This window comes from Candidatus Nitrosopumilus sp., assembly GCF_965223225.1.
Classification (GTDB): domain Archaea; phylum Thermoproteota; class Nitrososphaeria; order Nitrososphaerales; family Nitrosopumilaceae; genus Nitrosopumilus.
On record NZ_CBDCVU010000004.1, the window covers coordinates 1,786,716 to 1,812,117 of the forward strand.

Consider the following 25,402-nt stretch of genomic DNA (forward strand, 5'->3'; position numbering starts at 1 on the left):
GGACAATTGCTTTGGATATGTCAAAAAGGGGGCCAATTAGAAATATTGAACCCATCTAATCAATTCAATGCATAATCATTGGATCAATTCAAAGCAAGTAATGAAATGAAAGACAAAAGGTTTCGAAACTTAAGGTCAGCAGCAGCAGGAAATCTGACGACAGCTTCGTTCTGATACCATTGCGGGTAGGACGGTTTTGGTTTTAGCATCGGTTTAAGACCTGTAGCCTTTGTTATCAGGTCACAACCGAACCTTTCATAGTTACTCTGCCGTCATTATACTTAACTAGTGATAAAGAATAATGCTAGTGGTAATTGAATAATTTTTGAAATCAATTTTTAACCAAAGAAAACCAATACAATCTGAATTAAATGACATTTAAAATCAAAAATATATGCGCAACATGCAGAAAAGAATTTGATAATAGAAAAAGCCAATATTGCAATCTTGAATGTGAGAGATTGGATATATCGTGTAAAATTTTTAAATTTACAAAATACTAAGGCAGATCTAGATAATCAAATAATTGAAATTTCCAATCAAGTATTCTGATTAATTTTCAATCTTAGATTGCCAAAGATGGCATTTGTGCTTATCTGCGTCTATTTTTATCCCCGAAATGGTAGTTGAGTCCACGTGGGCCCATATCACATTCATAAATGATTATTTTTTGGCAAGTTGGGATATTATTTTTACAGTTTTTGATTCTAACTCTGGATTTACTTGAGATTATATTCCGCTATTCATTATATCATTATCAAGAAATTTAATTTTTTGAGCAGTAACTTTAACTTCGTCCGGAGTCATAGATTTCTCCAAAGTAAGGTAAACTGTCAAATCTGGCAAGTATAAAATCACTTGTTGCATTTTTTCTCTGATAATGTGAATGTAGTCAGTTTTGCCGTAGGCCTCATCAAAATGTTCCCTAGTACTTCGTCTAACAGCAAGTTGATTGTAAAACTCTCTTCTGTCAGAATCAGGTTCTGTTGGAGCATTTGCTGCAGAAGATTGATCAAGCAAGACACTTCCTTCCAAATCCACTAAACCTAAATGAACAATTTGTGGATCTGCATTAAAGATCTCCTTTGCAAATCGTTGAGATTCTTCTGATGACAACTAATTCTATACGACTTTATTTTATAAAAACTTGGTTAAGAACATAACAACTTTACAATCTTTTCTTGTGTAATTAGTGATGCAATGATACCTAAAATAATCATTCCAATTCCCGTAAACAACATAATCTTTAGCTTCTGGGAACCGGACATGAAAATTAATTCTAAATTAGTTCCTTTTACCCTTAATTTAGAAAATCAAGAGATGTAATGATTGTATTGTGCATGAAACCTCTTGCCAACAAGTTCAAACCCCATGTGTCCATTTTAATACTCAAAAACGGTTCAAGACTTTTTGGGTTCATGCACTTTAAACAATTTTGCTGAAATCCAAGAAATTGATTGTAACAATAAACAAGAGTTTATTGAATGGATATAATTGGAAGATGTTAAAGAGGTTTTGAGAAGGACATGACAATCCGATCACGAAGAAAAACAAAAAACATGTCAATTAATAAAATGGTGGGGATTGGAATTTTAATTTTCTTTTCTGCAACATTGTTCTATTCTTTTGTGATTTCTCCTGATATGGGTGAAAAGATCCTTTATGGCAAAAACCCTCCTAGTAAAATGTATGTAAACCTAGAATATGGTGAGATAATTATTTCTGGAAACTATTCCTGTATGGAATCAGCTTCTCAGAAGGCCCCATGGAAACTTGAAAAAGTTTGTTGAGGAGTTTAATCTGTGTCATAAAGATATATGATCTAACCAATAATATCTAAAAACCCAAATTTGATTTAGATTTGATTCAGAACCTTTGATTTGATGTAAAATTACAATTCATGCCTACTTGTATCTCATTTTGACCTCAGAACAGTAGCTGAGTCATGAGATTATGTGAGATTTTCTTATGTTATTATTTTTGTAACTAGTCTCTATAGATTCAAAACTAAAAATTTGCTATTTAATTTATATCTGAATATATGATGTCTGCTTCATGGATCTAGTTGGAATGTATATGTTAAACACTGAAGAATATGAGAAGGAGAAAATTCAACAAGCCATTGATATTTTATACAAAGATCGAAAAAATGAATTTGATGAATTATCAAACACAATCCTTACAGACAAAGTAAAAAATTTACCTACCTGGAAAGAATTTATTTTAAATTTTTGTCTAGATATAGGTGACTCCTTTAAGACTTGGACAAATCAAAAACCCTCATCTACAACTTCGCCACAAAAAGCTTTTACGATCCTAAGAAATCTGGGCAAGAATAAAACATCAATGAATCAGATCTCACATTTGTTGAATATGTCATATGACATCTCAAATGAATTCAAAGAGATTTACAAAAGAATAAAATAAATTTTTTAAAATGAACCAAGAAAACCTTGACGTAAATGAATATGCTGATAAATGCTCTAAGATTTTAGAAAATCCAGAAATCCTTTTTGCAGGATTATTGGATGGTATGGATTCTCTTTTAGCAGGAGGCTACAAACCTGGAACTTGCTCTAGATTAACCGATGAACAACATCAAAATATTTGTTCTGAATTAGCATCTCGTGTTACAAAAAGAAAAAAATTTAATTCCGAATTGGGTCGTGTAAAGTATTCTGCCTCAAGAAGAGAACGTGTTGTCATTATGAGTTTTCCCATTTATAATAATGTAGTAATGATACTTGCAGAATCTCACATCAATATAGACAGGCTTGCATTTAGAATTCTCTCAAAATTAAATAGACAATGGGGATATATCGAAGAATAATTAAAATTTAAATCTAAATTTATAATTTTCATGCATTTTACGTTCATTTTCTATGCTTAATTTGGGAGATCAACCGGAACACATGAACTTCTCATAATAAAAAAGAATAGAGTTATGGCTGAACTACTTCAACTCTATCTTGTAATTTGTCATAGTATCCGCTGAATTCCATCGAAGAAACATAAAATGTTGCAGATACTACGTCACCAACTTGCGCATTACAATTAGGCACAACAACACTAACACCATATTGTGATTCTCCAACACATCCGTGTTCTGTAATTCCAAGAACTGTTACATCTTCAGTTATTTGTGTAGGGATAAAATTCCATGGAGTTAATGTTAAAACAAGAACAACAGCTGTTCCTGCAGCCATCATTGCAATAAATCCAAGCCTTGGTGTTTTCTTTGTTTCTTTTTGTCTTAGCATTTTTCCTCACTAATTGTATGCATTTTTCAATAAAAAGGAAATTGGTGATTTTGTCGAATTAAATGATGCTATAATGCAAGAAAGATATCTTCAGAATACAGTGAAGATGTACATTTTTGTTGAATTTATTAAAATAAAAATTTATTTTAATCATTGTATATTTCGTTTTTCTTTTTATTGAATTTGTTGTATCCTTCTTTGTCATAACCTAGGTGATCATACCCATTCTCATCATACCCGTCTTTGTCATACCCATTTTTATCATAACCATATAAGTCATATCCATACTTGTCAAACGTACGGCTAAATCTGTCTAACAAACCCATAACAGAATTTCATGGATTCAATTCAGATAAGTATTTTCACACTGTCTGAATCTATTTTTAACTCCAAAACAATAGCTAAGAACACAGAGCATTTACAATGATGCTAGAGCCTTTGTCACATCAGTTTTACTGATTATTCCAGCAATGCCATCATTTCCGTCCAAAACAACCAATCCACTTACGTTATTTTCTAAGATAGTTTTGCAAGCTTTGGCTAAATCCTCATTAAACTTTACAGTGATTATTCCTTTGGTCATAACATCTCTTGCAAGTGAAATACCTCCAAACCCATTCTCTGAAAGAAATCCGCGTTTGATATTGTCTGATAGTGTGAATCCTGAATAATCTTCCTCACTGCCAAGCTCAACTGAAATTCTGAACAAGTCTCTAAATGATATTACGCCCACCGATTCTCCATCTTGATTCTTTACAATTAATCTAGAAATTTTATTGTCCAACATTTTTCTTACAACTTTGTATAGAGGAGCAGAAGTATGTGTATACTCATAATTTTTGGTCATCACATCTACCACTTTTATTTTTCATGAAAAATTATCTCCAAAATATCTTACAAGATCACTTTTTGTAAAAATTGACTCTACTTTATCCTCATTTTCCTTGATGGCCAAAGAGCTTATGTTTTTCTTTATCATCAGTTTTGCTGAATTCTCAGGCGTGATGTCATGACTTACAAACTCAATTGGTTTCATAATCTTTGTTATTGGAATTTTATCCAATCCTTGGTTTGCATTATCTGAAAACAAAAATAATCCAATGTCTTTTTCAGTAATTATTCCCACATGTTTTTTATCATCCGTAACTACTAGTCTGCTAATTTTTGTATTTAGTAACATCCTGATTGCATCTGAAATTGTTGAATTCTTCAATATTGTAATTGGTTCTTTTGAAATATTTCTTGCTTGCAATTCCTTACCTAATGGAATTTGATATAAAAACAGAAGATATCATTCTCAATTATGATGTTTGTGTATGCAACTGGTTGTAAAATTATTAATCTCTAATAATCGAATATTCTAAATTTAATCATGCGTAAAGAATTACAATCCGATCTAATTATTTACTTATGATTTTCATACTTTTTTTATACCATGCTTACATAATGTATTCATGGAAAACAAACCATGCAAAATTTGCAACTCTGACCTTGAAGTACAAAGAAGATGCAAAGGATGTGATGAACCAACAAGATTGTTCTGTCATGACTGTGGAATAATGGCAGAAAAAATAATGCATCCTGTATGTTTGCTAAAGGATATCAACTCCATGATGGTGCAAACTTAGTCTGGGTAGAATCATTCTTCTTTTGAGGTCAAAATCTCCTTTGACACTCGTAATGCTAATTCGATGCCTCTCTAATGTGGAATTGCATTAATAAAGTACCTTCTAATATTTTCTAGATGGTTTCAGCAGGTCTTACTGAATTTCTAAGCTTATTGGCAATTCTCTTTGGTGGAGGCATGATTAGTGCCTGGATTATGCACAAAATCCATTTTCCAACAATCATAGGATTCATACTGATTGGTATAATTGCAGGTCCGTTTGGTCTTGGTCTGATAAAGGATGCAGAACTAATCAATCTGCTTGCAGAGTTTGGAATTATAATACTACTTTTTGTTGTGGGATTGGAGTTTAGTCTAAAGAAACTACAAAAAGTTGGATTTACGGGAATTTTAGTTGGTACAATTCAACTTGCAATTGTATTTTCACTAGGCTATGTGGTAGCCATGGCATTTGACTGGACTCATCTTGAAGCCCTATTCTTAGGAAGTATTCTGTCGATTACCAGTACTGCAATATCACTACGTTTTCTCAGGGACCTTAATCTAGTAAAGACTACCGAATGGAATACCGTTGTAATAATTCTCATCGTCGAAGATCTTGCAGCTGTTTTGTTGTTGACTATCCTAGGTGATGCAACCAAGGGGAATGGTTTTGAATTGACTGATTTTGGATTAATCATACTTCAAAGCATTGTATTTTTTGTAATAACTTTTGGAGTTGGAATCAAAATTATTCCAAAACTTTTAGAGCATGTCAGCAAAATCAAAATGGAAGAGGCTCTTTTCATTTCATCACTTGCACTAGTATTTGGACTCTCTGTACTTGCTCACTTTTTGAATCTTAGTAGTGCTGTAGGTGCATTTTTGATGGGAATGATCATCGCATCCACCAAATATTCTGAATCAATAACCTCCAAGGTTTTGCCTCTCAGAGACTTTTTCCTGATAATGTTCTTTGTTTCCATAGGCATGCTAGTGAACATTGCTTTGATACCAGACGCAATTTGGATCACCATTCCAATAGTGATTGTGGCAATAATTGGGAAATTCATAGGAAACATGTTTGCAGCATCATTTGCAGGAAATTCACTTGTCAGTGCATCCACAATAGGGGTGGTGATGATCCCAATTGGAGAATTCTCATTTATCATAGCAAAGCTTGGTGCAGACAGCGGAGTCATACGAGATTCAATTTTTCCAGTAACGGTATTGGTGGCAATAATTACGATGCTGATAATGCCACTTCTTTTAAGGGCAATGCCGACAAAGGCAGACCCCAAATCAATTGTACCATACAGACTGCTTAACACCATATATTACGCTGGAATGTTGCTAAGAGGAAAACCTGCTGATCAGAAACCAGACTCGGATCAGAAAACAAGCATCAAAAAATATGCTCCTCTAATCCTGGTCCATATTGTTGTCATAGTCACAATTTTAGCTGCAATGAATTACTTTTCACCTACAATCATCTCATTGATGAATGAATGGGAAATACCCTTCTTGATAGATCCTGAAATATTTCTTGTCATTCTGACAGTAACCATCTTAATTTATCCAGTGTTTTCGTTCTTTGGAAAAACAGAAAAAATAATTTCAGATATCTGTAACAAAATCACCATTAACTTTGACTCAAAGGAGAAAAAACAAGTAGACCGCCCACTGTACAAAGTCATTCGAAATTCTCTTTTTATGGGTTTAATGTTGCTGTTGGTATCTATCTTTATCAGCTTCGTTGAATTTGAAGATAATACAGTCATAGTCATAATCTCAATTGCAGCCTTGATCATAGCTATGCCACTGATTTTAGATACTATTTTTTCAATAAAGAGGTTGACTCAAACTCATGTATTTGACAGCTGGATGCCTACTGGAAAAGAAGAAGATAATGATTGAACAAAACTAGACCAGCAAATATATTTAGAAACAACATCCTAATGTTGCACAATATTTTTTTTTGAAAAAATAAAAATTTCAAAAATATTCTATGATGATTGAATTTTTTGTTTTAATACTATTCGAGTAAAAATAATTCCAATGAATGTGGCAAACCACATTGTACAAAGTCTCATCATAATTACAAGTGATGCTGCAACAGAAAGTTCCAATCCCTGTCTTACCAAGAGCAAATCTGCCACACCCTCGCTGACACCTATGCCTCCAGGCAAAAGAGACAGTATGCCGTATCCCAGAGATGCTAGATAAATTTGGGAAGTTAGAATATATCCCAGATCAACATTTAGAGACAGAAAGACCACATACACTGAAAGAGAGTCTATACTCCATCCTAAAACACTGAACAACCATCCACGGGTCATGTTTTTGGGCTTTGTAAGTATGGAAAATGACTTGCTGGGTTTTATTTCTGGGATGTTTTTTGATACAAATCTTACCTTTCTTAATTTGGAATATAGTGAGACAAAAAATCTCTGACTCTTAATCAAAAGGAAAATCACACCAAGCAATAATGACGAGATAACAACCAAAGACATTGAGATCAGACCAAAATGAATCAATAATGTAACTAGAACAATAGATGTCCCTCCAAGTAAATCATGATATCTCTCAAGAAAAATAACTGCAATTGACTTTTCAGTAGGCGTGTTGAATATTTTTTTCATATACACTGATTTGATAAAAATACCAGCACCACCTGGTGTGGTGACAAGTGAAAGTCCTGACATGTATATTATCAAATTTTGAAACATTGGAATCTTTTCTCCTACCAATCCAAACAGATCCTTTTGTCGAAAACTCTTCACAACATGAGACAAAAAACCAAGAACAAATATCAAAAATAAGAACTCTGCTCTAATATCCAAAAATGATTTGGATATTTCCTCAACGTCTGACATCAAAATCAATAATACATAGAAAACTGCCGTTCCAAGAATAATCCACAAGAATTTTGTTTTAATTGCATCTAGCATCTTTCCCTTATGTGTCAAAAGTAAATCCCGTAGGAATATCCTAGGATAAATAATTTGCAGGAAAACACCAGAACAAAAATCCCTCTAAAAAACACGTAATCTACTTATTATGCCAATTTGTTAGTCTTGCAGATTTCAAAAATTGAATTTAAATACATTGAAGATTAATCATCGTTATGAAAAAAATTGAAGCAATCGTTCGAACAGGACTGAGGGAAAAAGTAGTGAATGCTATCAAAAAGAACGGAGTCGGTGGTGTTACACTCCATCAAGTACAGGGTCAAGGAGCACAAGATCCTCCTCTGGTAGGACAATACTTTAGCAAGGACATGATCATTTGTGTGGTAGATGACCCAAAACTTGACGACATTTTGGATTCCATTGCAAATGTTGCATGCACCGGAACCAAAGGGGATGGTAAAGTCTTTGTCACTACAGTAGATGATGCATTGGATATATGTACAAGAAAACGTGGAACCACATCCATTTAGATCTCTTTTTAAGAAATCAAAATCACATCGATTATACACTTTCAATTTTGAAAATCATGTTCTTTTTATATAAGATATCACTGAAAGCGAGTTGTAATGGCAAAATTCCAAAAAATTCTTGTACCTCTTGATGGATCAGCAAATGCTATGAGAGGACTGGATACTGCAATATCAATTGCAAAATCCAGTGATGCAGAAATAACTGGATACTATGTGTTTCACTTGCCTTTGGCAGCAGGAATAAAGTACACCAAAGCAATGAAAGACGATGCACAGAAAAAAGCTGTAAAAGCAATTGGACCGGCCATGCAAAAATGTGAACGTGCTGGTGCCAAATTCAAATACGCTACCGGTGGCGGTAATACTGCATCTCAAATAATCAATGCAGCCAAAAAAGGAAATTTTGACATGATTGTCATAGGAGCTCGCGGCATTGGTGGAACCAAAGAAGCATTCCTTGGAAGTACATCTAACGCTGTTATGCACAAGTCCAAGGTTCCAGTATTGATTGTAAAATAAATTTACAATTTCTTTTTATTATTTTGTTTTTGAATTTTAACTGTTTTGCAAATCTGAAATTTGTCTTTAGACAATACGGGAACTAATTTCTTTAAAATAACTCCGGATAACTGTACTTAATGTCTGAGAATATTGAAAATGTAAAAATGCAATTTGCTCAAAGAATCAGGGATGGTAACTGTGTTATTTGTGGGACAAAACAACCTGTAGAAGAGTTGGAGATTCAAAGCATTGAAATGCAAACTAAAGAAAAACAAGGCGGCTTTTTTTATCACAAAATTTGTCTTCCCAAGGTTACTGTTGATTTTGCAAAAGCTATGATTAACTGTAAGACACTTGATGACATCAACAAGATGTTAAATTCTTAATTCAAAAAAAAAGAACGAAACAAACTATAACCCAATTTATGATTATTAACAGTAAAAACAACTATTCTTGCTCTTACACAAGTAAATTTACTCTGATATTCTGTGAATTTACAGTTTAGAATCTATTTTCAAAAACTATCTTGTCTAAGGATAACTGACCGCCACGAGGCTTTGCTGGTTCTGCTGCCTTTCCAACAACTATCATTAAAACAATCAAATGGTTTTCTGGAAGGTTTATCACTTTTGCTAACTCATCATACTCAAAACCGCCCATAGGACATGAATCAAGACCCATTTGTCTTGCAGCAAGCATTATTGTCTGGGCTGCCATCCCACAGGAACGAATAGCCTCATCCCGACGATTTTGGGGACTGTCTGCATACTTTCTATGTAGGGCATTTTTTACTGTCTCTTGTTTTTCAGAAGGATGGTTTTTCCAATATCTTAGAGGCTCTTCCTTCCATGCATTCATGTTTCCACACAAAATAATAACCAAAGATCCCTCGGAAGGTTGTGGTTGGTCTCTTGCAGCCTTACTAATTTGATCTTTGATTGACTGTTCTGTAATTGTAATGAATCTCCAGTTTTGTTGGTTGTAGCTTGTAGGAGAAAGTATTGCATGTTCCATCAATGATTTAACTTGCTCAGATGTCATTTTGTATGATTTATCGAATTTTTTTGTTGCACGTCTGGTTTTGATTGCCTCCAAAGTATCCATAATGAATGTATGAATTTTAAAAAATTGTAATTTATTTGATTTGATCAGGTAATTCTAATTATCACTAGAATTATCTTTTAATCCATCATGGTCTTTTCTATTTCCATATTGTTGATCATTTCTTTACGACATCAGAGGAATCTGAAAGTATACGAGTATTGCAGCCAAGAAAATAGTTGGAACCGATATGACAGCACCGGGCTTTATCCATTCCTTACTAATTTCTTAAAACAAATTATTTTGATATAGTTTTTTGGAAAAACAATTGAGTAAAAATCAAAAATGATAATCATCCCCAATCGTGAGAATATGATCTCATCTTAATAAGCAATTTAATTCTCATATAGATATGTCAGATAGATGCAGAGAATGTGGAAAAAAAATACATGACCATAATGTTACTCATTGCTCTGATGTGTGCCTGTTTAGATCTGTCTCTTATGCTAAATCTTTGTCTGATATTCCAATAATGTTCAATATCGATAATGATCCGTGGATATGAAAATAAAAAATTAGATGCGATCTGTTTTAGCCTAAAACTATATTGCGCATGTCAATTACATCCTAGTTTGCAAAACTTGTAAAGTTTTTAAAAATAATTATCTATTATTAGTTTGAATCTGAATTATCTTCTGATTTACAAGAAATTCAATTGCGCTTAACAATTCTCCTTCTGTTACTATGTCTTGAGCATACCATACAAAAACATTCTTTATCCAGTCTGGAATTTTTTTGTCTTGACTTGATTCTTTTTCTACTGTGATTGATATTGATTCATTTTGATGCGTACATATTTCTCTGTGAATTTCTCTACATTGACTAGTTATTTCTATGTCGTAATTTCCTACTTTGGAATCTTTTGACGTTGGAATCTCTACGAAAAATTCTCCTTCTGTATTGCTTGTTACATATTCATCAAAAATTTTCATTTCAAGAGGATCACTAACAATTATTCTTAACAATACATCTGATGTTGCCTCTTCGTTATAGTTTACCCATCCTGAAATTACAATGTCCTCTCCTTGTTTGTAGTTAGTCTTATCTGATGTGATTATTGGGCTTGAAATGTGTGTTTGGTATGACTCTAAAATTATAAAATTGGCACAGAACAAGAAAACAAAAGAAACCAATGCAATCTTAATCATGCCTACATTTCGATATAGCGCTATTTCAATCCATCATGGTAATAATGATGCCTAAATTTCTGTCTGCATTTAGGAATCTTTTGTGATAATTTTCGTCCATTAATCAGTACTTGTTTTATATCATTTACAAATCAATTGCCCTATTTTCATTCATTCAAAAGATACGATTTCCACACTTGGAAACTATCTTTGAAAACTGTACTTTGGTATTTTAAGAAAATCTACAGATACAAATTCATGCAAACCAAAAATGTAGGAATTCTTGCTGGTATCGCAGTTGTAATTACAATGGTTGGGGTTTTGACCGTTGGAACCAATATTGAACAAGACAATATGGACAAACTCTCAGTAGACTATGAGACAGTAGGTGTGTTGTTGGACAATGATATGCATGTTTTAGTTATAGATATTAGATCTGCAGATCAATATCAGAAAGGACATCTTAATGGTGTATCTTATGACCAATTGGATCCAGCAACTCTTGAAAAAAGAGTTAAAACAATCCAAAATAGGCTCCCAGAGGTTGCATCAAAGTATAACTTTGTTTTAGTTGATGATGATGGAACAGAGGCAAAAAAGGCAGCTCAGACAATGACTGAGATGGGAATCCAAACCTTTTATCTTAATGGAGGCATCAACATTGTTTCTGAGAGTCTTGAATCTGGCTCTTATCCTGTTATAACTTCACAAGAGTTATCAGAAAAACTTGCCACAAACGAAGATATCTATCTGCTAGATGTTAGAGAGCCTGACGAGCTTTTAAAATCCAAGATTGATGAGTCCGTGAATATTCCTCTAGCTGAAATTTTCAAACCAAACCAAATAGATGAGATTCCAACTGACAAACCTGTGGTGGTTATCTGTGGTTCGGGAAACCGTGCAACTATTGCGTCATATGCACTAGCACAGGAAGATATTGACTTTCAAATCCTAGAAGGAGGAATAAACGCGTGGAATTCTTTTCAAGAATTAGAAACCTAATTCTTTAATTTTTTTTGAATTTAGTATTTTTTCTTTTCAAGAATTGTTCAAATATAATCGACTAAATGTTAAACTAGAAATTCAAGAGTAATCTTGATGATGAATTTTTTCAGCTTTAATCTTGATTAAAATTCTCTTTTCATCCGGAGATCGTCTGGGATATTTCTCCATTCCAAGATATCGTTTTGCCAACTTGTCAACGTGTGTTTCAGCTCCATCAGTTGTTACTTCTACAACTTTTCCTCTAACTGCCAACATGTGATATGGATTTTCATTATCATAAATCGAAAGAGCAATTCTGGGATCTTTTCTTACATTTTTTCCTTTAACCTCCCTAATGCTGTGTTTATCAATATGATGTCTTCTTCATGATCAATCCATGTAGGTGCTACATGAGGTGATCCATCACTTAACAGAGTAACAAATGATGCAAAGTTTTTGCCTTCGAGCAATTTTATAATTCCAGGCTCAAATGTACCCATAATTCCCTTTATTCGAATTTGCATAAAAACCTGTTTGAAGTTATCTGCATCTATTTTATTCAAATTTAATGACTAGAATTTCAAGAATCTGTTGCTGTTTTTATGATGAAAATTTATTGATATAATAGATCCTCGTATCAAATATGGAGTAAATCGATACGTCTGCTAAAACTGTAGTAAACCAAATCAAAAAATTAGATGTAAAATGGATCAGGTTACAATTTTGTAATCCTTTTGGGTTGCTTCATCAGCTAAGTATCCCTGCTGATGAAATCACAAAGGAATCTTTTGTAAACGGGTTTCCACTAGATGGCAGTTCAATACTTGGATTTACCGTTATCAACAAATCTGACATACTCTTGGTTCCTGATCCTTCAACCTTTGCGGTCTTGCCAGATTACTTTGATTCCACTCCAAGTGACGGAGAAGACTACTCACCTAAAGCTGCAAGAATGTTTGCAAATATCTACAATGGATTTGGAGGTGGACGTTTTTCAAATGATTCAAGGCATATTGCACAAAAAGCCGAGCAGTATGCAAAAAAGAACGGCTTTACAAAATCATATTGGGCAGCAGAATTGGAATTTTTTGTTTTTGACAAGGCTAAATCAATAACTAATGAAACTACCGAGAATAATAAATCAGATACACCTTCAATCATTTCAAGAGAAGCTCCATGGATATCTGATGATGTTGAAAATGTTATTGCACTAAAAAGCGGATATTATCGAGATTCACCATCTGACACTCTGACTAATTTTAGAGACGAAGTTTGTGATACGCTAAAACAATTTGGAACAAAGACCATAGCTCATCATCATGAAGTAGCTACAGCTGGACAAAGCGAGGTTGTGTTGTCATATCAAGGTCTTCTTAAAATGGGAGATAGTTTTGTTTCTGGTGTAAAGACAATACGTGAAATTGCTTCAAAACGTAGAATGGTTGCAAGCTTTAACCCAAAACCCATGCAAAATGATAATGGTTCTGCTGTTCACATTAATCAAAGTCTATGGAAAACGAAAAACAAAAAAGATTATAATGCATTTTATGACCCTTCAGACAAATATGCAGAGCTGAGCCAAACTGCTCATTATTACATTGGAGGTCTCTTAGAACACGCAAGGGCGCTATGCGCTATTACCAATCCATCCCAACAATCCTACAAACGACTGGTACCTGGTTATGAGGCACCAACTAACATTGCATGGGGAAAAATGAATCGCTCAGTAAGTGTGAGAATCCCAACGCATCATAAAAAACGACCAGAAAGCAAACGAATTGAATATCGACCTCCTGATCCTACCTCTAACATTTACTTGGCAGAGACGGTAATACTGCTTGCAGGACTTGATGGTATAAAGAAAAAGATTCAGCCACCTGATCCTGTGGATGTTGATACCTACAAACTATCTGAATCAGAAATGCAAAAACTATCGATTAAAAAATTACCAACCTCATTAAAAGAATCTATTGATGCTTTCAACTCAGATAATAATTTTCTAAAACCAGTATTTGATGATGATTTTCTTGAAATGTATATTTCTCATTTAGATTAAGATTAAACTTACTACAATTTTTTTAATTCACACAGTGATTTTTTTATATCTATACTTTACTGTAATTCATTTGTTGTAATTTTTTTGTGAAGGCAATTATTTACATTGCAATAGTATCTGTAATTGTTATTATTTTAGGAGCTTCTGCAATATTTGTTGTAGAGTCTGAAGCTGAAAATACTCAGATAAATTCTTGGCTTGATGCATTTTGGTGGGCCTCAGCTACTGCTACTACTGTAGGTTATGGCGATATTGTTCCGGTAACTGAGACGGGAAGAATGATTGGTATTGCAATGATGTATGTGGGAATAGGCGTGATTGGTGCTTTCATATCCTCAATTGGCGCAACATTAATCGGCTCAAAAATGAGGCAAACAGGAGTTGCAGATGATACAAAATCATTACTAATATCTAAAATTGAAGAATTAGAAAAATTAGAGAAAAATGAAATTGAGATGTTAAAAAACATGATAGACACACTACACCGCGATATACAACACAAAAAATAATTTCTTTAATTTTTATTCCTATTTTAAAAATTTTAATTAATTCTGACTCAAATTTTCAATTTTTATGCGTTCTACTCTTTTATTTTCAACCTTGAAAATCAACGACGATAATTGTTATATCTTTTAAAACTCCATCTGTTTTGTCCTACAACATGAGAATTAAAACAAAAAAAATTCTTGTTCCACTTGATGGCTCCAAAAATTCTATTCGAGGTCTAGACATGGCTATTCACATCGCACGGCAATCTCAGGGAACGATTACTGCACTTGCAGTGAAATCTGTGCCTGGAATATATGCACTTCACCCACTCGGATTCCTAGATTTTAATTCCATGACTGAGGTTAAAAAAATCCTTAATGATGCCAAACTTCGTGCTGCCAAAAAAGGAATTCAATTGACCCAAAAAGCACTTGCAGGCGATCCTGGTTATGATATTGCTCGTTTTGCAAACAATGCTAAAAATAAGATAGATCTTGTTGTAATTGGGGCAAGAGGAAGGGGCTCTGCCAAGGAATTATTCTTGGGAAGCGTTTCAAACTATGTTTTACATAAATCAAAAAAACCAGTTTTGGTTGTAAAATAATGCATGATCTATCATGCTAAAAATCATTTTTGGAAATAGCTACCTTAATTTATAATTCAAATCAATATCGTATCAATATGACTGATAGCGTACCCTTGTATCTAATTGGTCTGCCAAAAGATGAGCCGGCTGGTGAATTACTCTTGTCAAAATTTGGTGGTGTCTTAGAAAAAGCAAAAAATGTTCTTCCAGAAATTATTGAAGCAAAAATTTCTGTCAAATCCCAAAACACAGAAGGTACAAAAACACATTATGACGTAACCGCTACAATAGTGACTGCAAAAAATCAATTGATTTATTCAGAATCAGATTGGGATATTTTGAAAATCTCAGACAAACTATGTCGTAAATTAGAAGACAATTTGACCAAGCACGATTCCAAGCGTCAGCGCTCAAGTATTCGTAAAAAAGACGCAGATTGATTTCAATTATCGGTGCTGGAAGAGTTGGTTCTTCTATTGCATTTCTTTGCGTATCTAGTGGATTGGATGATGTTGTACTGATTGATAGAACTAAGGATGATGCCATTGGCGAATCATTAGATCTAGCAAATGCAATTCCTTCTACATCAAAATTCTCAATTGATGCAACTGATGACTTTTCAAAAATCTCTGGATCAGATATTGTTGTCGTAACTGCAAGTACTGGAGTCTATATGCAAAGCAGAACTGAAAATTTATCCCAACAAGTATCCATGATAAAAGATATAGGAGCAAAAATTAAACAATATTGTCCCTCTACAATAGTTCTGATAATTTCAAATCCTCTTGATGTGTTGACTTATTTTTTTCAAAAAGAAACGGGATTTTCAAGATTCAAAGTAATTGGTGTTGCATCCAGTCTTGATTCAAGTAGATTCCGCTTTCTTATATCAAAAAAATTCTCTGTGTCTCAATCAGATGTTTCTGACGCAATAGTTCTTGGAGAACATGATATCTCTATGGTTCCGATTTTTTCTAAAGTTAGTGTCAAGGGAAAACCTCTTTTAACATTACTTAGTGATGAAGAAAAAAATTCAATGACACAAGATGTTAGAGAATACTGGAAAAAATTGAGAAAATATAAGGGCAGATCTCAATATGGAATTGCAAAAAATGCTTTTGATATTCTTGAGGCAATTAAAAATTCAAACACCTTGTCTGTTCCTGCATGTGTTGTGTTAGAGGGAGAATATCAAACAAATGATGTTGCAATGGGCGTGCCTGTTAAAATTAATCAAAATGGAATTTCAGAGATATATGAGATCGCCCTAAACTCCGAAGAATCATCAATGTTGAATTTATCTTCTGAGATAATTAAAAATTTGATCACTTCAATTGAAAATTAACTTTGAATGTTTCTTGTTGTTTTATTCAATAAAAATAGAAAATTAGTGGAATTCTTCTGGACAAAGAAAAGTTAGAAAAAAATCTAGCTTGTTGGGTTCATCAGAGCAGCTCGTTCTTTGGTTTTCTGGTCAACCATTGCATATACAGATTCGCCTGGAGCTGCATCACATTCTCCTATGTTGACTGAATAACCATCAAAGGTCTCTCCAATACATCCTGATTCTGTGACTGCTATGATCTTGACTCTCTCCATAGTCTCCTCAGGTGCAACGTACCACATCAAATATGCAAATAACAATACTGCCCCAATTGCAATAATTCCGCCTACTGTGATCAGAGATTTCTTATCTGAACTTTTTTTGGGTTTATTTTTGATTGCAGACATGGTAAAAGGTTAGCTAAAACTTGATTTAAATTCAAAATACAATTTCCAATACTAATTTTCAAAAATGGAAATCATACTATTGGATTTTAGATAATAATCCCTTATGTTCATCCTTTGAATCAAGATTATATTGATTGGCTTTTTAGAAACTATAGTTGGCTGATTTCAAACTTTTAGCAAGAGATTCTAACTTACGTAAGGCAATTCTTAAAGCATTATCTGACGAGTATTCCAGAACTATTATGAATCAAACAATTGAAAAACCAAAGTCTGTAGTAGACATTGTCAAAGAATGTGATATCCCCATGACCACAGCATATAGAAGGGTTCATGAACTTGAAGAAAATAAAATTCTAAAAGTTGCAGGCTCAATTGTAACTGATGATGGGAAAAAATACTTTCTCTATCAAAATAGACTAAAATCAATATACGTGGTTTTTGGTTTGGAAGAATTAGACATACAAATTGTAGAAAATGAGGGTATGGGAGTTAGCTCTTACTGGTAATTTGTTTTTGTTATGTTCTGCAACAACTACTCTCTTCGTAATCTATAACTGCTCCACAATCATCATAGCATCTCCTAATTCATTAGAGTATACCTTTGTGCTATCACAAACAAGACATTTTCTTGTGATCTTTGCATAAAATGGCATGTTTTTTGAAAATTCCATATTCCTTAATCGTAGCTTCATGTGATTGTTTCATCAAAATACTATATTACAAATTTCATAATTTTCTCAAGTGGTTTTCAGATTTGGCAACTGTCGGTGAAAAATGTATTTTAATTTAATATTTTGTAATTTTCTTGAATTTTGAAAACACGAAACAATAATTACTTTGAATAAATATTCCAAAATAACATGGTTTCATTTGAAGATGAAATGCTAGATGTGATGAATAAAGCTGCAACCGCACTATTATTGTCTGTTGGCCATAGAACTAAACTATTTGATGCCATAGCAAAACTTGAACCTTCAACTAGTCAAGAAATTGCAACAGCAGCAAATCTGAATGAACGCTATGTAAGAGAGTGGTTAGGAGGTTTAGTGACTTCAAAAATTATAGATTATCAACCCAATTTGCAAAAATATTCTTTATCTAAGGAAAAAGCAGAGTTTCTTACCCGAGATGGAAATTATAATTTTGCATCTTCAATGCAATGGATTCCATCCCTTGCATATGTTGAGGATCATATTGTAGATTGCTTTGAGAAGGGTGGTGGGGTATCATACGAACTATTCAATCGATTCCATACCGTTATGGCTGAAGAAAGCCAACAAACCGTTCTCCCTGCCTTAATCAACGAGATTTTGCCACTAATTCCTACCTTTGAGAAACTCAAAACAGGAATCAAAGTGCTTGATGTAGGATGTGGTAGTGGCAGAGCAATCCATCTTATGGCAAAATCCTTTCCACATTCTAGCTTTACTGGCTATGACTTTTCATCAGAGGCAATACAAAATGCAAGAAATGAAGCAGAAAAACTTGGCCTGCCTAACGTCTCATTTGAGAAACAAGACGCTGCATCCTTTTCTAAAGAGTCTTATTTTGATGTGATAACTGCATTTGATGCAATCCATGATCAGGCAAAACCAGAAAAAGTTCTAGAAAACATCAAAAAAGCACTAAAGCCTGATGGAGTATTTATGATGCAAGACATACGTGCCTCTTCAAAACTTGAAAATAATATGGATCATTCACTTGCACCTTATCTTTACACCGTTTCTTGTTTACACTGCATGACTGTATCTCTTGCATTGGAAGGAAAAGGTCTAGGTGCAATGTGGGGAAAAGAACTTGCAACACAGATGTTAAATGATGCAGGATTTTCAAGCGTTCAGGTCAAAGAGTTAAGCCATGATCCAATAAACTATTATTATATTTCAAAACCATAGACTGCTATCTCTTCTAATGTCAAACAACTAACAAGTTTTTTCCTGTTTCCATTCAGTTAAGAAATATTTTATGAACACTTTCTTTTGTCATGTTTAGTTTGTAAATGTCATCGTCTTTTATCAAGAATATTCTGTCATGCATCATAAACAATTCAATCATTTCAGTCATATCTGAACTTACAAGATCTGATGTACTGTAAGGACAGAACATCAATCCAGGAAGCCTTGACTCATCATAAGCTCTTTCGATCTCCATAGCTTTTCTAAATGAATTTCTCGCAATATCTGTAATTACAAAATCGACACAACACAGAGGCTTTTTTTTAGATTCTTTTGAAAGTTGCTGGATTAATTGTCCACAATACTTCATGTCATCCATTCCTTTTGGATTGTATGGTTTTACAGTCTCATTGTTCCAATTTAGTCTTGAAAAAATCTTTTCTGTGTGGTGATCTGGTGGAGCTACAAAGGATTTGTGCCATTGGGACTTGTCAGCCATTCTATCCAACGATTTAAGGAAATTGTTCATTGATTTTTCATCAGAATAAATCAATAAATCATGAACATGTGGCAGATGTGTTTTATTTTGAAGCCACTTGTCAATTGCATCTTTTACAATAGAGTTAACAGAGACTCCCATCTTGTCTGCAATTTTGGTCAATTCCAAATGCTCGTTTTCATCAATGTCTCTAATGTGAAGATCTTTTCCCATGTTGCTTATCTCTATTGCATGCTCTATATACTTTATGGTACCATGGTACCATTACTATGAAAACATATTCAACAATGAAAAAAAATTATCTGATTGGAAATTGGCCTTTAATTCAATTGGCAATCAGGAGAGTGAAAGTCAAATCCTAAACGGTTTGATTGTGAACCTCGAAAAAAATTAGAACAACTATGGGAGTGTCAGCATAAATGTCTCAAACCACAAATAAAATAGTAAATGGTGTAAACGTCACACAACTATTTGACACCATTGATGCAATAAAAAAAAACAGCAATTGCAAAATTTAATTTTCGAGCAAAAAACAAATGGGTAGACGGTACTGAGAATCGAACTACCATTAGTGATTATTATGGTGCTTGCAAAACTTTCACACGAAGTAATCCACACGTATTTGTAAAAGATGAACCTGAAATATTACTGGGAAATGACAGCGGTGCTAATCCTGTTGAATATTTACTTGCAGGATTGGCTGAATGCATTACAACAAGTCTGGTGGCTCATGCCTCTGCACGTGGAATTAAAATTGATTCAATAGAATCAACTCTAGAAGGTGACATAGATCTTTCAGGACTTCTTCAAATAGATGAGAATGTAAATCCTGGATACCAAGGAATCAACATCTCATTCAGAATAAAATCTGATGCGTCTGATGAAACCCTACGAGAGTTAATTGCTTTGGCAAAGAAAGCCTCTCCAGTTGCAAATACCGTTTTACGACCTACGCCAATAAATGCTTCATTAGAAAAGTAATTTTCTAATGCATTCATTTCTTTTTTTAATTATTCTATCAGGTAAAATCTAATCTTGATACAAATCTAGTTTTCAATTTTAAGCGTATTCTAGTAATTCACTCCATTTTATGGGTCTCAGATTGCACCTGCAATTTTCTCTCTTCCCACACTTTGGACAATTACAATCACAATTGAGCAATGATGTGTCACATTCAATACATTTTGTGTATTCTCCAAAATCTTCTCTCATAGAGTAATATGGAAACACAGAAAATTAAATGTGCAATTAATTTTCTTTAAATTTATTTAGAATTTTACAATTTTTCAAAAATGTTTATCCTCCGGTAGCTGCCTCAAATAACGCACATTCGCATTCATCACGTTCTCCACAGTAAGGACAAACACAATAGCAGTAGCGTAACGGATTGAGACATAACTGGCATTTTGTGTATTCTCCAAAGTTCTTGGTTTTGGCTGTGTTCTTTAATACAATTGATAATTCATTTTGAGGGTCAAAGTTGTATCCAACCATTGCTTCAATTTTTTCCATGTTCCGTATTGATACAAATCATATTTTAATGGTTATTAGTGAAAACCTTATAATCATAACATAAATATCAATTAAAATTGATAAATTTTTAATTTATAAGTAATATTACTTATATTCAATTTATCCAAGAAATCATTCTTTTTGTCATTTTTTGATTAATTCTTCAATACCTCATCATCTGCTAAGAATAGTTGCAGGAATCATTAGAGATGTTTTTTCAATATTGAATATCGCACAACTCAAGTTATTGCTTGATAGCAAGAAAAGTAAAATAAAAAATTGTTAATTTATTTTAAAACAATTAAACAGTTCTAAAGGCGTCCAAGCATTAAGATTATTTTATTTTGATGAGAACTATATCTAATGTCTGTTACGCAAAATGTCAGCGAGAACGAAGAGAAATTACTCAATATGATTTTGGGTGAAATTCCAAGTTCTAGAATCGCAATAATATGTGATCAAGATGGCAATATTTTGTGGAATAGTATTAGAGATAATACCACTAGTTATCTCAATCTAGATGAAACCAAAGAGAGCCTAAAAAGGTCTCTTGAATCCTGGAACAAGCGTGATAGTTTGTCATCCAAGATTGGCCATGGTAAATATGCAATTGTTGCATATGACAAAATCAAAAGAGTCACGGTACCTCTCCCCAACAATCACTTGTTGTTTGTCAGTTTGGAGGGAGAAAAATTTGGCAACGTCAAAAATATCATGACTATTGTAGATTAGGTAAATGCTAACATGGGACTCTAGTATTCTTTCTCTGCTTTTTTTACAAATTCCATAATTAACCAAAAGAATATTTTGATAGAATCAATTATCTCTATCACCTATTTTCTAATTAATCCGAATTGTCTGATATGACATTTGAAATGTTATTGCCTGATATTTGGTGTTTTTGTTTTCCTCTAAATTTTTGAAAAAAATAACATCTTGCTTTATCAAAATTTTATTTTAAAAAAATTTGAAAATAATTTTCACTAACCAAAATAAAAAATGGACGATTGATATGAATAAATTGTTCGTGAATATTATTAATAATTTTTCATATAATAATAACATGAAAAATTATAACCCCAATCCAAATCTATCTTCTCAGGAAGCTAGAATCCATCAATTGAATGCAAACCAAACTGTTGCAACAATCCAAAATATCTCAAAAAACATTAGGGAACATTCTTCCCAAATGAGACAGACCATGAAAGCTCTTCGTGAAAGTGGAGCTATTCCTGAAATTGCTTTTGCAATTAGAGAAAGTTCATTTGCTGTTCGTGATATTGTTAAAGATATCAATGAAACAACTCAGGAATTAAAAAAGAAAGGAATAGTCAACGATACTGCCAGTGCAGTTGAAAACACTTTGAAATCTGCAGAAGAGTCCCTTGTAACTGTAAAGCAACTCTCAGATGTTGCTCAGAAAGCTACGCCTTATACAACTAGAGTTGTAAAGGAAAGTCTTGAAACGGCAAGAAAAGAAACCGGTCATGTTACAGGAAAAGTAGTGAAAAGCATCAAAAACAAGGTAGAAGCATAATGTCAAACTTTGCTAATGAGAGAAAAACGAGAACAAGTCCTTCACTACAATGGGCAACTAGAGTTTCTGACCATACTGAAGTAACACTGTTGATCTATTCTCTAGAAGCAATAACTAGAATTGGTAAAAACTTTCCAATCATTTTTCTCTCATTGGCAAGTTTGAACACCTTGATGGCTGCAAATGATTTTCTTGCAAATAGTGTGGAATTTGGAGTACTTAATTCATTATTTGCAGCTAGCGGCTTTATTTTTCTAGCACAATTGCATCACAACAACAAGATTCAACCTATTTCTTCAAATGCAGATGTACTTGAAACTCCAGCAATTCTGGAGACAAAGGAAAAGGAGGTGTAAGATATGGAGGCAATAAAATCTAGCAAACTACGTGAAATCAAAGATACTGTTTCTGATGCAGCAGAAATAATGCAGCAAATTGGAAATCCAGGAGTCCTTGAATCCCTAAACAAAGTTAAGGATACTGCAAAAGCAGTTAATGAAATCATACGTGGATTGAGTACATCAGAAATGGTAAAAAACATTGAAAATTTCCGTCTTATTTCAGAAAATATGAATGAGACCTCTGCAAAAATGGAAAATACTGTAACACAATTACGTGAGACAGGATTTATGTATGAAACCTCTGAACTGGTAAAATCTGCCAAAGAAAAAATAAATTCGTTTTCCATTGATGATGATCCAAACAACATCAACGGTCAAGATCTTCGTGACATGAGTATTGCATCCAAAGAAATGATGCTTTCTATCAAAGATTTGGTCAATGAGATTTCCTTGACTATGGCCTACTCGAAAAAATCAGCTACCATCAACAACGTCAAAGACACAATTAAAGAAGTATCTGATGTTTATGCTGTAGCAAAAGAAATGTAATGCAGTCAGATTGATAAAAGATCTTTTCTTCTTTATTTTTAAATAATATAATGTGTCCTTTTTTTTGTGACTAGACAGCACAACAAAAAATCTGTTGGTTTGACGATCCTTACGACCATTCTAATCGGGATGGCACTTGGATTTACGGATCTATCCGAACAAAATCCTGCAGATACTCTAGTTCACGAGTTTGGAGAACTTTTAGATGGTGTTGAATATGAGATTCTTGCAATCCCAAATGACACAAGCCCTGCCACAGACACAACTGAAACAATGTCAACTGAGATGATTCAATCTCACTATACACATCTAAAAGCCTTTGATGAAGTAATCAAGCAACAAATTCTCTAAAGTACTCGTAGATTTCCCTAGTGGAAACTAAACTTTGAGTACTTGTTTTTACATTAATTTTCTTGGTAGACAGTACTCTGTTCCTCTTTTTTTCCAAATGATATGCCCATTCAGTTCACGAATGTAACTAGCATTGTCTAGCTAAAAATGATATCATGATATCAAAATAATAAGTTTTATATGGTAGATAAAACTATGCTAACTTATGCAAATAGTTACGGTTAGAACCTTAAAGGCAAAAAGCCATCCTCAGACAAAGGCTTTGTTTTGTTTTCTTTTTGTTGGAAGTAGAGGAGGTTATAGTAGAATCAAGATCATGTCTGCAATCTTGGAAAGCCCAAGAAATGTAAACCAATTATCACAAACAGTTGGTATGGATTACAAAGCTGTTCAGCATCATATGAGAGTTCTAGAGAAAAATAGTATGGTTTCAAAGGTTGGAGAAAAGTATGGTGCAATATATTTTCCATCTACCTTATTTGAAGATGGTAAAGAAGTATTTGATGAAATAAAATCAAAACTAAATTAACAAAAATTTTTTAATAATTTTTACGTAATCCTACTCAAATAATTTTATTGGAACACAAAATGTTTTAGTGCTTTGATATTCAAATCAATCCAAGAATAGTTTGTGAATGTTTTCTTTGGTTACATGTATCTTGTACAGAGAATCTCTCTTGGCAACAAAAACCTGATCGTGTGTTTCAAACAAGTGAAGTACATCTTCAAAGTTTGCCGACAAAATATCTTTTACATCTGCAACACAATGAGTAATTCCTTCAACATTTTGATCATCATACCATTTGCAAAAGTCTATTGAATCTGACACTGATTTTTTTTCAGCAAGATTTCCTGTCAGAAATGCTAAAACCAAAAGCTGTTCTTTGTCTGCGTTGGTTCCTATTTTTTTCAGTAGTTTTTTTCCATATGTGTTTGGATTTTCAAGAAAATTTTTGTATGGTTCTACAGTTCCATTGAACCATCCGTGTTTGACAAGATACTGCATTCCTGGATGATCCTCAGGTCCACAACACGTGTTAAAAATATCATTATTTTCTGTGATACGGTGCATTGATTTTAGTAAATTCCTCAAAGCTTCATTATCTGCATACATGATTAATTCATGTTTTTTTGTGATTTGCGATTTTGCTTCTAACCATTTGTCTACTGCATCTTTGACAATTGAATTCAAAGATACTCCCATTTTTCCTGCAGCATCACCTAATTTGGTATGGATTTCATCGTCAAATCCACGCACAAGTAGGTCTTTAGTCATGTTTTAGTTCTCCAATCCTGACATATATAAGATATCACGATATCATTTCAAAAAAAATCAGTTATGCCATAAAATACAATCAAATATTTCCATTTGTATCTGTATTTGCTTTTTTGCTTGATGATTTTTTTTATGGAAATATTATCAGTTAGGTCAAAATCAAAAATTAGGATGATATCTCAGCAGAACACCTGTCTGAACAAATTCTTCTGTTAAACACGTCTTCATATTCTCTACCACAATGTACGCATTCCCTAAAACTCATGATCGAATTGGGTGGTTTAAGAATATAAACAAATCAAAATTTAGCGATCAAGTGCTAACAGTGATTTGTTTTTTATTTAAAACCATTTCATAAATTACAATCATTTTTTATCTTGAAAATAAAAATCAAAACTCAATTTTTTGTAGTAAAAAAAAGAAAAAAGTTAGTTTGCAGGAACTGCAAGACCTCTTTCAATCATCTTAAGTGCTGTATCTGATTTGAGACACATTGGTATTCCGTTGTTTGACTTCATTACAAGGTTAAATCCCTCACGGCATTCAATGTCTGTAATAT

The 25,402-nt window shown here is 33.3% G+C and carries 39 protein-coding genes; 24 read left to right on the forward strand and 15 right to left on the reverse strand.

The annotated features are described in order from the left end of the window. Positions 1 to 729: 729 nt before the first annotated feature. Entirely contained in the window at positions 730 to 1,116 is a 387-nt protein-coding gene (locus tag ACOQN3_RS11270; protein WP_420546535.1) for a PDC sensor domain-containing protein, read from the reverse strand. Between the two features lie 410 nt (positions 1,117 to 1,526). On the opposite strand from ACOQN3_RS11270, the gene ACOQN3_RS11275 reads away from it, so the two are divergent. The 3 genes from ACOQN3_RS11275 to ACOQN3_RS11285 all read left to right on the forward strand — a co-directional run bounded on the left by ACOQN3_RS11275 (position 1,527) and on the right by ACOQN3_RS11285 (position 2,830). Then, positions 1,527 to 1,790 (forward strand): hypothetical protein, encoded by a 264-nt coding sequence (locus ACOQN3_RS11275; protein ID WP_420546536.1) that lies wholly within the window; start codon positions 1,527 to 1,529, stop codon positions 1,788 to 1,790. A 265-nt stretch (positions 1,791 to 2,055) separates the two neighbouring features. Further along, complete coding sequence (locus tag ACOQN3_RS11280) at positions 2,056 to 2,427, forward strand: hypothetical protein (RefSeq protein ID WP_420546537.1); 372 nt, start codon at positions 2,056 to 2,058, stop codon at positions 2,425 to 2,427. 10 nt (positions 2,428 to 2,437) lie between these two features. Continuing rightward, positions 2,438 to 2,830 carry a DUF6659 family protein gene (locus tag ACOQN3_RS11285; protein WP_420546538.1) on the forward strand — a complete coding sequence of 131 codons (393 nt, stop codon included), beginning with the start codon at positions 2,438 to 2,440 and terminating at the stop codon, positions 2,828 to 2,830. 112 nt (positions 2,831 to 2,942) lie between these two features. On the opposite strand, the gene ACOQN3_RS11290 is transcribed toward ACOQN3_RS11285, so the two are convergent. The 4 genes from ACOQN3_RS11290 to ACOQN3_RS11305 form a co-directional block, all read right to left on the reverse strand. Next, positions 2,943 to 3,260, reverse strand: a complete 318-nt coding sequence (locus tag ACOQN3_RS11290) for a hypothetical protein (RefSeq protein WP_420546539.1) — start codon at positions 3,258 to 3,260, stop codon at positions 2,943 to 2,945. Between the two features lie 146 nt (positions 3,261 to 3,406). Further along, complete coding sequence (locus tag ACOQN3_RS11295; RefSeq protein WP_420546540.1) at positions 3,407 to 3,586, reverse strand: hypothetical protein; 180 nt, start codon at positions 3,584 to 3,586, stop codon at positions 3,407 to 3,409. 92 nt (positions 3,587 to 3,678) lie between these two features. Next, positions 3,679 to 4,107: an HPP family protein gene (locus ACOQN3_RS11300; RefSeq protein ID WP_420546646.1), complete on the reverse strand. Its 429-nt coding sequence runs from the start codon at positions 4,105 to 4,107 to the stop codon at positions 3,679 to 3,681. A 21-nt stretch (positions 4,108 to 4,128) separates the two neighbouring features. Further along, positions 4,129 to 4,512 carry a CBS domain-containing protein gene (locus tag ACOQN3_RS11305; protein WP_420546541.1) on the reverse strand — a complete coding sequence of 128 codons (384 nt, stop codon included), beginning with the start codon at positions 4,510 to 4,512 and terminating at the stop codon, positions 4,129 to 4,131. 202 nt (positions 4,513 to 4,714) lie between these two features. Here ACOQN3_RS11305 and ACOQN3_RS11310 point away from each other — a divergent pair, with 202 nt between their 5' ends. Beyond that, complete coding sequence (locus tag ACOQN3_RS11310; protein WP_420546542.1) at positions 4,715 to 4,888, forward strand: hypothetical protein; 174 nt, start codon at positions 4,715 to 4,717, stop codon at positions 4,886 to 4,888. 116 nt (positions 4,889 to 5,004) lie between these two features. Continuing rightward, entirely contained in the window at positions 5,005 to 6,783 is a 1,779-nt protein-coding gene (locus ACOQN3_RS11315; RefSeq protein WP_420546543.1) for a cation:proton antiporter, read from the forward strand. An 89-nt stretch (positions 6,784 to 6,872) separates the two neighbouring features. Here the strand turns inward: ACOQN3_RS11315 and ACOQN3_RS11320 are convergent, their stop codons facing one another. Next, positions 6,873 to 7,835 (reverse strand): lysylphosphatidylglycerol synthase transmembrane domain-containing protein, encoded by a 963-nt coding sequence (locus ACOQN3_RS11320; RefSeq protein WP_420546544.1) that lies wholly within the window; start codon positions 7,833 to 7,835, stop codon positions 6,873 to 6,875. Between the two features lie 158 nt (positions 7,836 to 7,993). Here ACOQN3_RS11320 and ACOQN3_RS11325 point away from each other — a divergent pair, with 158 nt between their 5' ends. The 3 genes from ACOQN3_RS11325 (at position 7,994) to ACOQN3_RS11335 (ending at position 9,195) form a co-directional block, all read left to right on the forward strand. Then, entirely contained in the window at positions 7,994 to 8,308 is a 315-nt protein-coding gene (locus tag ACOQN3_RS11325) for a P-II family nitrogen regulator (RefSeq protein WP_420546545.1), read from the forward strand. Positions 8,309 to 8,404: 96 nt separating this feature from the next. Continuing rightward, positions 8,405 to 8,827: a universal stress protein gene (locus ACOQN3_RS11330; RefSeq protein WP_420546546.1), complete on the forward strand. Its 423-nt coding sequence runs from the start codon at positions 8,405 to 8,407 to the stop codon at positions 8,825 to 8,827. 119 nt (positions 8,828 to 8,946) lie between these two features. Further along, on the forward strand, positions 8,947 to 9,195 hold the full coding sequence (locus ACOQN3_RS11335) for a hypothetical protein (RefSeq protein ID WP_420546547.1): 249 nt from the start codon (positions 8,947 to 8,949) through the stop codon (positions 9,193 to 9,195). 115 nt (positions 9,196 to 9,310) lie between these two features. Here ACOQN3_RS11335 and ACOQN3_RS11340 read toward each other — a convergent pair whose 3' ends face one another. Continuing rightward, positions 9,311 to 9,913 carry a nitroreductase family protein gene (locus ACOQN3_RS11340; RefSeq protein ID WP_420546548.1) on the reverse strand — a complete coding sequence of 201 codons (603 nt, stop codon included), beginning with the start codon at positions 9,911 to 9,913 and terminating at the stop codon, positions 9,311 to 9,313. A gap of 349 nt (positions 9,914 to 10,262) precedes the next feature. Between ACOQN3_RS11340 and ACOQN3_RS11345 the strand changes: the two genes are divergently transcribed. Further along, on the forward strand, positions 10,263 to 10,415 hold the full coding sequence (locus ACOQN3_RS11345; protein WP_420546549.1) for a hypothetical protein: 153 nt from the start codon (positions 10,263 to 10,265) through the stop codon (positions 10,413 to 10,415). 97 nt (positions 10,416 to 10,512) lie between these two features. Here the strand turns inward: ACOQN3_RS11345 and ACOQN3_RS11350 are convergent, their stop codons facing one another. Beyond that, positions 10,513 to 11,058: a hypothetical protein gene (locus ACOQN3_RS11350; protein ID WP_420546550.1), complete on the reverse strand. Its 546-nt coding sequence runs from the start codon at positions 11,056 to 11,058 to the stop codon at positions 10,513 to 10,515. A gap of 189 nt (positions 11,059 to 11,247) precedes the next feature. Here ACOQN3_RS11350 and ACOQN3_RS11355 point away from each other — a divergent pair, with 189 nt between their 5' ends. Continuing rightward, positions 11,248 to 12,039: a rhodanese-like domain-containing protein gene (locus ACOQN3_RS11355; RefSeq protein WP_420546551.1), complete on the forward strand. Its 792-nt coding sequence runs from the start codon at positions 11,248 to 11,250 to the stop codon at positions 12,037 to 12,039. An 81-nt stretch (positions 12,040 to 12,120) separates the two neighbouring features. Here the strand turns inward: ACOQN3_RS11355 and ACOQN3_RS11360 are convergent, their stop codons facing one another. Then, positions 12,121 to 12,297 carry a hypothetical protein gene (locus ACOQN3_RS11360; RefSeq protein ID WP_420546552.1) on the reverse strand — a complete coding sequence of 59 codons (177 nt, stop codon included), beginning with the start codon at positions 12,295 to 12,297 and terminating at the stop codon, positions 12,121 to 12,123. Positions 12,298 to 12,350: 53 nt separating this feature from the next. Next, complete coding sequence (locus ACOQN3_RS11365; protein ID WP_420546553.1) at positions 12,351 to 12,584, reverse strand: hypothetical protein; 234 nt, start codon at positions 12,582 to 12,584, stop codon at positions 12,351 to 12,353. An 89-nt stretch (positions 12,585 to 12,673) separates the two neighbouring features. Between ACOQN3_RS11365 and glnA the strand changes: the two genes are divergently transcribed. From glnA to ACOQN3_RS11390, 5 genes are all read left to right on the forward strand, one after another. Continuing rightward, positions 12,674 to 14,077, forward strand: coding sequence for a type I glutamate--ammonia ligase (gene glnA / locus ACOQN3_RS11370; protein ID WP_420546647.1), 1,404 nt, complete (start codon positions 12,674 to 12,676; stop codon positions 14,075 to 14,077). A gap of 86 nt (positions 14,078 to 14,163) precedes the next feature. After that, positions 14,164 to 14,586, forward strand: a complete 423-nt coding sequence (locus tag ACOQN3_RS11375) for a potassium channel family protein (RefSeq protein ID WP_420546554.1) — start codon at positions 14,164 to 14,166, stop codon at positions 14,584 to 14,586. A gap of 152 nt (positions 14,587 to 14,738) precedes the next feature. After that, positions 14,739 to 15,170, forward strand: coding sequence for a universal stress protein (locus ACOQN3_RS11380; protein WP_420546555.1), 432 nt, complete (start codon positions 14,739 to 14,741; stop codon positions 15,168 to 15,170). 77 nt (positions 15,171 to 15,247) lie between these two features. Beyond that, positions 15,248 to 15,592: a hypothetical protein gene (locus ACOQN3_RS11385; RefSeq protein ID WP_420546556.1), complete on the forward strand. Its 345-nt coding sequence runs from the start codon at positions 15,248 to 15,250 to the stop codon at positions 15,590 to 15,592. Beyond that, positions 15,589 to 16,497, forward strand: coding sequence for a malate dehydrogenase (locus ACOQN3_RS11390; protein ID WP_420546557.1), 909 nt, complete (start codon positions 15,589 to 15,591; stop codon positions 16,495 to 16,497). Before ACOQN3_RS11385 ends, ACOQN3_RS11390 begins: the two co-directional genes overlap by 4 nt. Positions 16,498 to 16,580: 83 nt before the next feature. Here ACOQN3_RS11390 and ACOQN3_RS11395 read toward each other — a convergent pair whose 3' ends face one another. Then, entirely contained in the window at positions 16,581 to 16,883 is a 303-nt protein-coding gene (locus ACOQN3_RS11395) for a hypothetical protein (protein WP_420546558.1), read from the reverse strand. A 155-nt stretch (positions 16,884 to 17,038) separates the two neighbouring features. Between ACOQN3_RS11395 and ACOQN3_RS11400 the strand changes: the two genes are divergently transcribed. Continuing rightward, a complete protein-coding gene (locus ACOQN3_RS11400; protein ID WP_420546559.1) occupies positions 17,039 to 17,389 on the forward strand; it encodes a winged helix-turn-helix domain-containing protein in 351 nt (116 codons plus the stop codon). Positions 17,390 to 17,431: 42 nt separating this feature from the next. On the opposite strand, the gene ACOQN3_RS11405 is transcribed toward ACOQN3_RS11400, so the two are convergent. Then, positions 17,432 to 17,575: a hypothetical protein gene (locus tag ACOQN3_RS11405; RefSeq protein ID WP_420546560.1), complete on the reverse strand. Its 144-nt coding sequence runs from the start codon at positions 17,573 to 17,575 to the stop codon at positions 17,432 to 17,434. Positions 17,576 to 17,743: 168 nt separating this feature from the next. Between ACOQN3_RS11405 and ACOQN3_RS11410 the strand changes: the two genes are divergently transcribed. Then, on the forward strand, positions 17,744 to 18,778 hold the full coding sequence (locus ACOQN3_RS11410) for a class I SAM-dependent methyltransferase (RefSeq protein WP_420546561.1): 1,035 nt from the start codon (positions 17,744 to 17,746) through the stop codon (positions 18,776 to 18,778). A 52-nt stretch (positions 18,779 to 18,830) separates the two neighbouring features. Here ACOQN3_RS11410 and ACOQN3_RS11415 read toward each other — a convergent pair whose 3' ends face one another. Beyond that, positions 18,831 to 19,490, reverse strand: coding sequence for a hypothetical protein (locus ACOQN3_RS11415; RefSeq protein WP_420546562.1), 660 nt, complete (start codon positions 19,488 to 19,490; stop codon positions 18,831 to 18,833). A gap of 435 nt (positions 19,491 to 19,925) precedes the next feature. Between ACOQN3_RS11415 and ACOQN3_RS11420 the strand changes: the two genes are divergently transcribed. Then, entirely contained in the window at positions 19,926 to 20,258 is a 333-nt protein-coding gene (locus ACOQN3_RS11420; protein ID WP_420546648.1) for an OsmC family protein, read from the forward strand. A 315-nt stretch (positions 20,259 to 20,573) separates the two neighbouring features. Here the strand turns inward: ACOQN3_RS11420 and ACOQN3_RS11425 are convergent, their stop codons facing one another. Next, entirely contained in the window at positions 20,574 to 20,789 is a 216-nt protein-coding gene (locus ACOQN3_RS11425) for a hypothetical protein (RefSeq protein ID WP_420546563.1), read from the reverse strand. A 363-nt stretch (positions 20,790 to 21,152) separates the two neighbouring features. On the opposite strand from ACOQN3_RS11425, the gene ACOQN3_RS11430 reads away from it, so the two are divergent. The 6 genes from ACOQN3_RS11430 to ACOQN3_RS11455 all read left to right on the forward strand — a co-directional run bounded on the left by ACOQN3_RS11430 (position 21,153) and on the right by ACOQN3_RS11455 (position 24,096). After that, the gene (locus tag ACOQN3_RS11430) at positions 21,153 to 21,521 is read left to right on the forward strand and encodes a hypothetical protein (protein ID WP_420546564.1); all 369 of its coding nucleotides are present in this window, start codon (positions 21,153 to 21,155) and stop codon (positions 21,519 to 21,521) included. A gap of 331 nt (positions 21,522 to 21,852) precedes the next feature. Further along, complete coding sequence (locus ACOQN3_RS11435; RefSeq protein WP_420546565.1) at positions 21,853 to 22,326, forward strand: hypothetical protein; 474 nt, start codon at positions 21,853 to 21,855, stop codon at positions 22,324 to 22,326. Further along, complete coding sequence (locus tag ACOQN3_RS11440; RefSeq protein ID WP_420546566.1) at positions 22,326 to 22,682, forward strand: hypothetical protein; 357 nt, start codon at positions 22,326 to 22,328, stop codon at positions 22,680 to 22,682. The genes ACOQN3_RS11435 and ACOQN3_RS11440 overlap by 1 nt, the downstream gene beginning before the upstream one ends. 3 nt (positions 22,683 to 22,685) lie before the next feature. Next, entirely contained in the window at positions 22,686 to 23,216 is a 531-nt protein-coding gene (locus tag ACOQN3_RS11445) for a hypothetical protein (RefSeq protein WP_420546567.1), read from the forward strand. A 66-nt stretch (positions 23,217 to 23,282) separates the two neighbouring features. Continuing rightward, a complete protein-coding gene (locus ACOQN3_RS11450; protein WP_420546568.1) occupies positions 23,283 to 23,567 on the forward strand; it encodes a hypothetical protein in 285 nt (94 codons plus the stop codon). A 205-nt stretch (positions 23,568 to 23,772) separates the two neighbouring features. Further along, entirely contained in the window at positions 23,773 to 24,096 is a 324-nt protein-coding gene (locus ACOQN3_RS11455; protein ID WP_420546569.1) for an ArsR/SmtB family transcription factor, read from the forward strand. Between the two features lie 84 nt (positions 24,097 to 24,180). On the opposite strand, the gene ACOQN3_RS11460 is transcribed toward ACOQN3_RS11455, so the two are convergent. Further along, a complete protein-coding gene (locus ACOQN3_RS11460) occupies positions 24,181 to 24,843 on the reverse strand; it encodes a plasmid partition protein ParG (RefSeq protein ID WP_420546570.1) in 663 nt (220 codons plus the stop codon). Positions 24,844 to 25,402: the final 559 nt, after the last annotated feature.

Bases quoted from the DNA above. Each gene is read 5' to 3' on its own strand.
- ACOQN3_RS11275 (WP_420546536.1), top strand. From the start codon at position 1,527: ATGACAATCCGATCACGAAGAAAAACAAAAAACATGTCAATTAATAAA.
- ACOQN3_RS11280 (WP_420546537.1), top strand. From the start codon at position 2,056: ATGGATCTAGTTGGAATGTATATGTTAAACACTGAAGAATATGAGAAG.
- ACOQN3_RS11285 (WP_420546538.1), top strand. From the start codon at position 2,438: ATGAACCAAGAAAACCTTGACGTAAATGAATATGCTGATAAATGCTCT.
- ACOQN3_RS11290 (WP_420546539.1), bottom strand. From the start codon at position 3,260: ATGCTAAGACAAAAAGAAACAAAGAAAACACCAAGGCTTGGATTTATT.
- ACOQN3_RS11295 (WP_420546540.1), bottom strand. From the start codon at position 3,586: ATGGGTTTGTTAGACAGATTTAGCCGTACGTTTGACAAGTATGGATAT.
- ACOQN3_RS11300 (WP_420546646.1), bottom strand. From the start codon at position 4,107: ATGACCAAAAATTATGAGTATACACATACTTCTGCTCCTCTATACAAA.
- ACOQN3_RS11310 (WP_420546542.1), top strand. From the start codon at position 4,715: ATGGAAAACAAACCATGCAAAATTTGCAACTCTGACCTTGAAGTACAA.
- ACOQN3_RS11315 (WP_420546543.1), top strand. From the start codon at position 5,005: ATGGTTTCAGCAGGTCTTACTGAATTTCTAAGCTTATTGGCAATTCTC.
- ACOQN3_RS11325 (WP_420546545.1), top strand. From the start codon at position 7,994: ATGAAAAAAATTGAAGCAATCGTTCGAACAGGACTGAGGGAAAAAGTA.
- ACOQN3_RS11330 (WP_420546546.1), top strand. From the start codon at position 8,405: ATGGCAAAATTCCAAAAAATTCTTGTACCTCTTGATGGATCAGCAAAT.
- ACOQN3_RS11335 (WP_420546547.1), top strand. From the start codon at position 8,947: ATGTCTGAGAATATTGAAAATGTAAAAATGCAATTTGCTCAAAGAATC.
- ACOQN3_RS11340 (WP_420546548.1), bottom strand. From the start codon at position 9,913: ATGGATACTTTGGAGGCAATCAAAACCAGACGTGCAACAAAAAAATTC.
- ACOQN3_RS11345 (WP_420546549.1), top strand. From the start codon at position 10,263: ATGTCAGATAGATGCAGAGAATGTGGAAAAAAAATACATGACCATAAT.
- ACOQN3_RS11350 (WP_420546550.1), bottom strand. From the start codon at position 11,058: ATGATTAAGATTGCATTGGTTTCTTTTGTTTTCTTGTTCTGTGCCAAT.
- ACOQN3_RS11360 (WP_420546552.1), bottom strand. From the start codon at position 12,297: ATGTTGGCAGTTAGAGGAAAAGTTGTAGAAGTAACAACTGATGGAGCT.
- ACOQN3_RS11380 (WP_420546555.1), top strand. From the start codon at position 14,739: ATGAGAATTAAAACAAAAAAAATTCTTGTTCCACTTGATGGCTCCAAA.
- ACOQN3_RS11385 (WP_420546556.1), top strand. From the start codon at position 15,248: ATGACTGATAGCGTACCCTTGTATCTAATTGGTCTGCCAAAAGATGAG.
- ACOQN3_RS11395 (WP_420546558.1), bottom strand. From the start codon at position 16,883: ATGTCTGCAATCAAAAATAAACCCAAAAAAAGTTCAGATAAGAAATCT.
- ACOQN3_RS11405 (WP_420546560.1), bottom strand. From the start codon at position 17,575: ATGAAGCTACGATTAAGGAATATGGAATTTTCAAAAAACATGCCATTT.
- ACOQN3_RS11410 (WP_420546561.1), top strand. From the start codon at position 17,744: ATGGTTTCATTTGAAGATGAAATGCTAGATGTGATGAATAAAGCTGCA.
- ACOQN3_RS11415 (WP_420546562.1), bottom strand. From the start codon at position 19,490: ATGGGAAAAGATCTTCACATTAGAGACATTGATGAAAACGAGCATTTG.
- ACOQN3_RS11425 (WP_420546563.1), bottom strand. From the start codon at position 20,789: ATGGAAAAAATTGAAGCAATGGTTGGATACAACTTTGACCCTCAAAAT.
- ACOQN3_RS11430 (WP_420546564.1), top strand. From the start codon at position 21,153: ATGTCTGTTACGCAAAATGTCAGCGAGAACGAAGAGAAATTACTCAAT.
- ACOQN3_RS11435 (WP_420546565.1), top strand. From the start codon at position 21,853: ATGAAAAATTATAACCCCAATCCAAATCTATCTTCTCAGGAAGCTAGA.
- ACOQN3_RS11440 (WP_420546566.1), top strand. From the start codon at position 22,326: ATGTCAAACTTTGCTAATGAGAGAAAAACGAGAACAAGTCCTTCACTA.
- ACOQN3_RS11445 (WP_420546567.1), top strand. From the start codon at position 22,686: ATGGAGGCAATAAAATCTAGCAAACTACGTGAAATCAAAGATACTGTT.
- ACOQN3_RS11455 (WP_420546569.1), top strand. From the start codon at position 23,773: ATGCAAATAGTTACGGTTAGAACCTTAAAGGCAAAAAGCCATCCTCAG.
- ACOQN3_RS11460 (WP_420546570.1), bottom strand. From the start codon at position 24,843: ATGACTAAAGACCTACTTGTGCGTGGATTTGACGATGAAATCCATACC.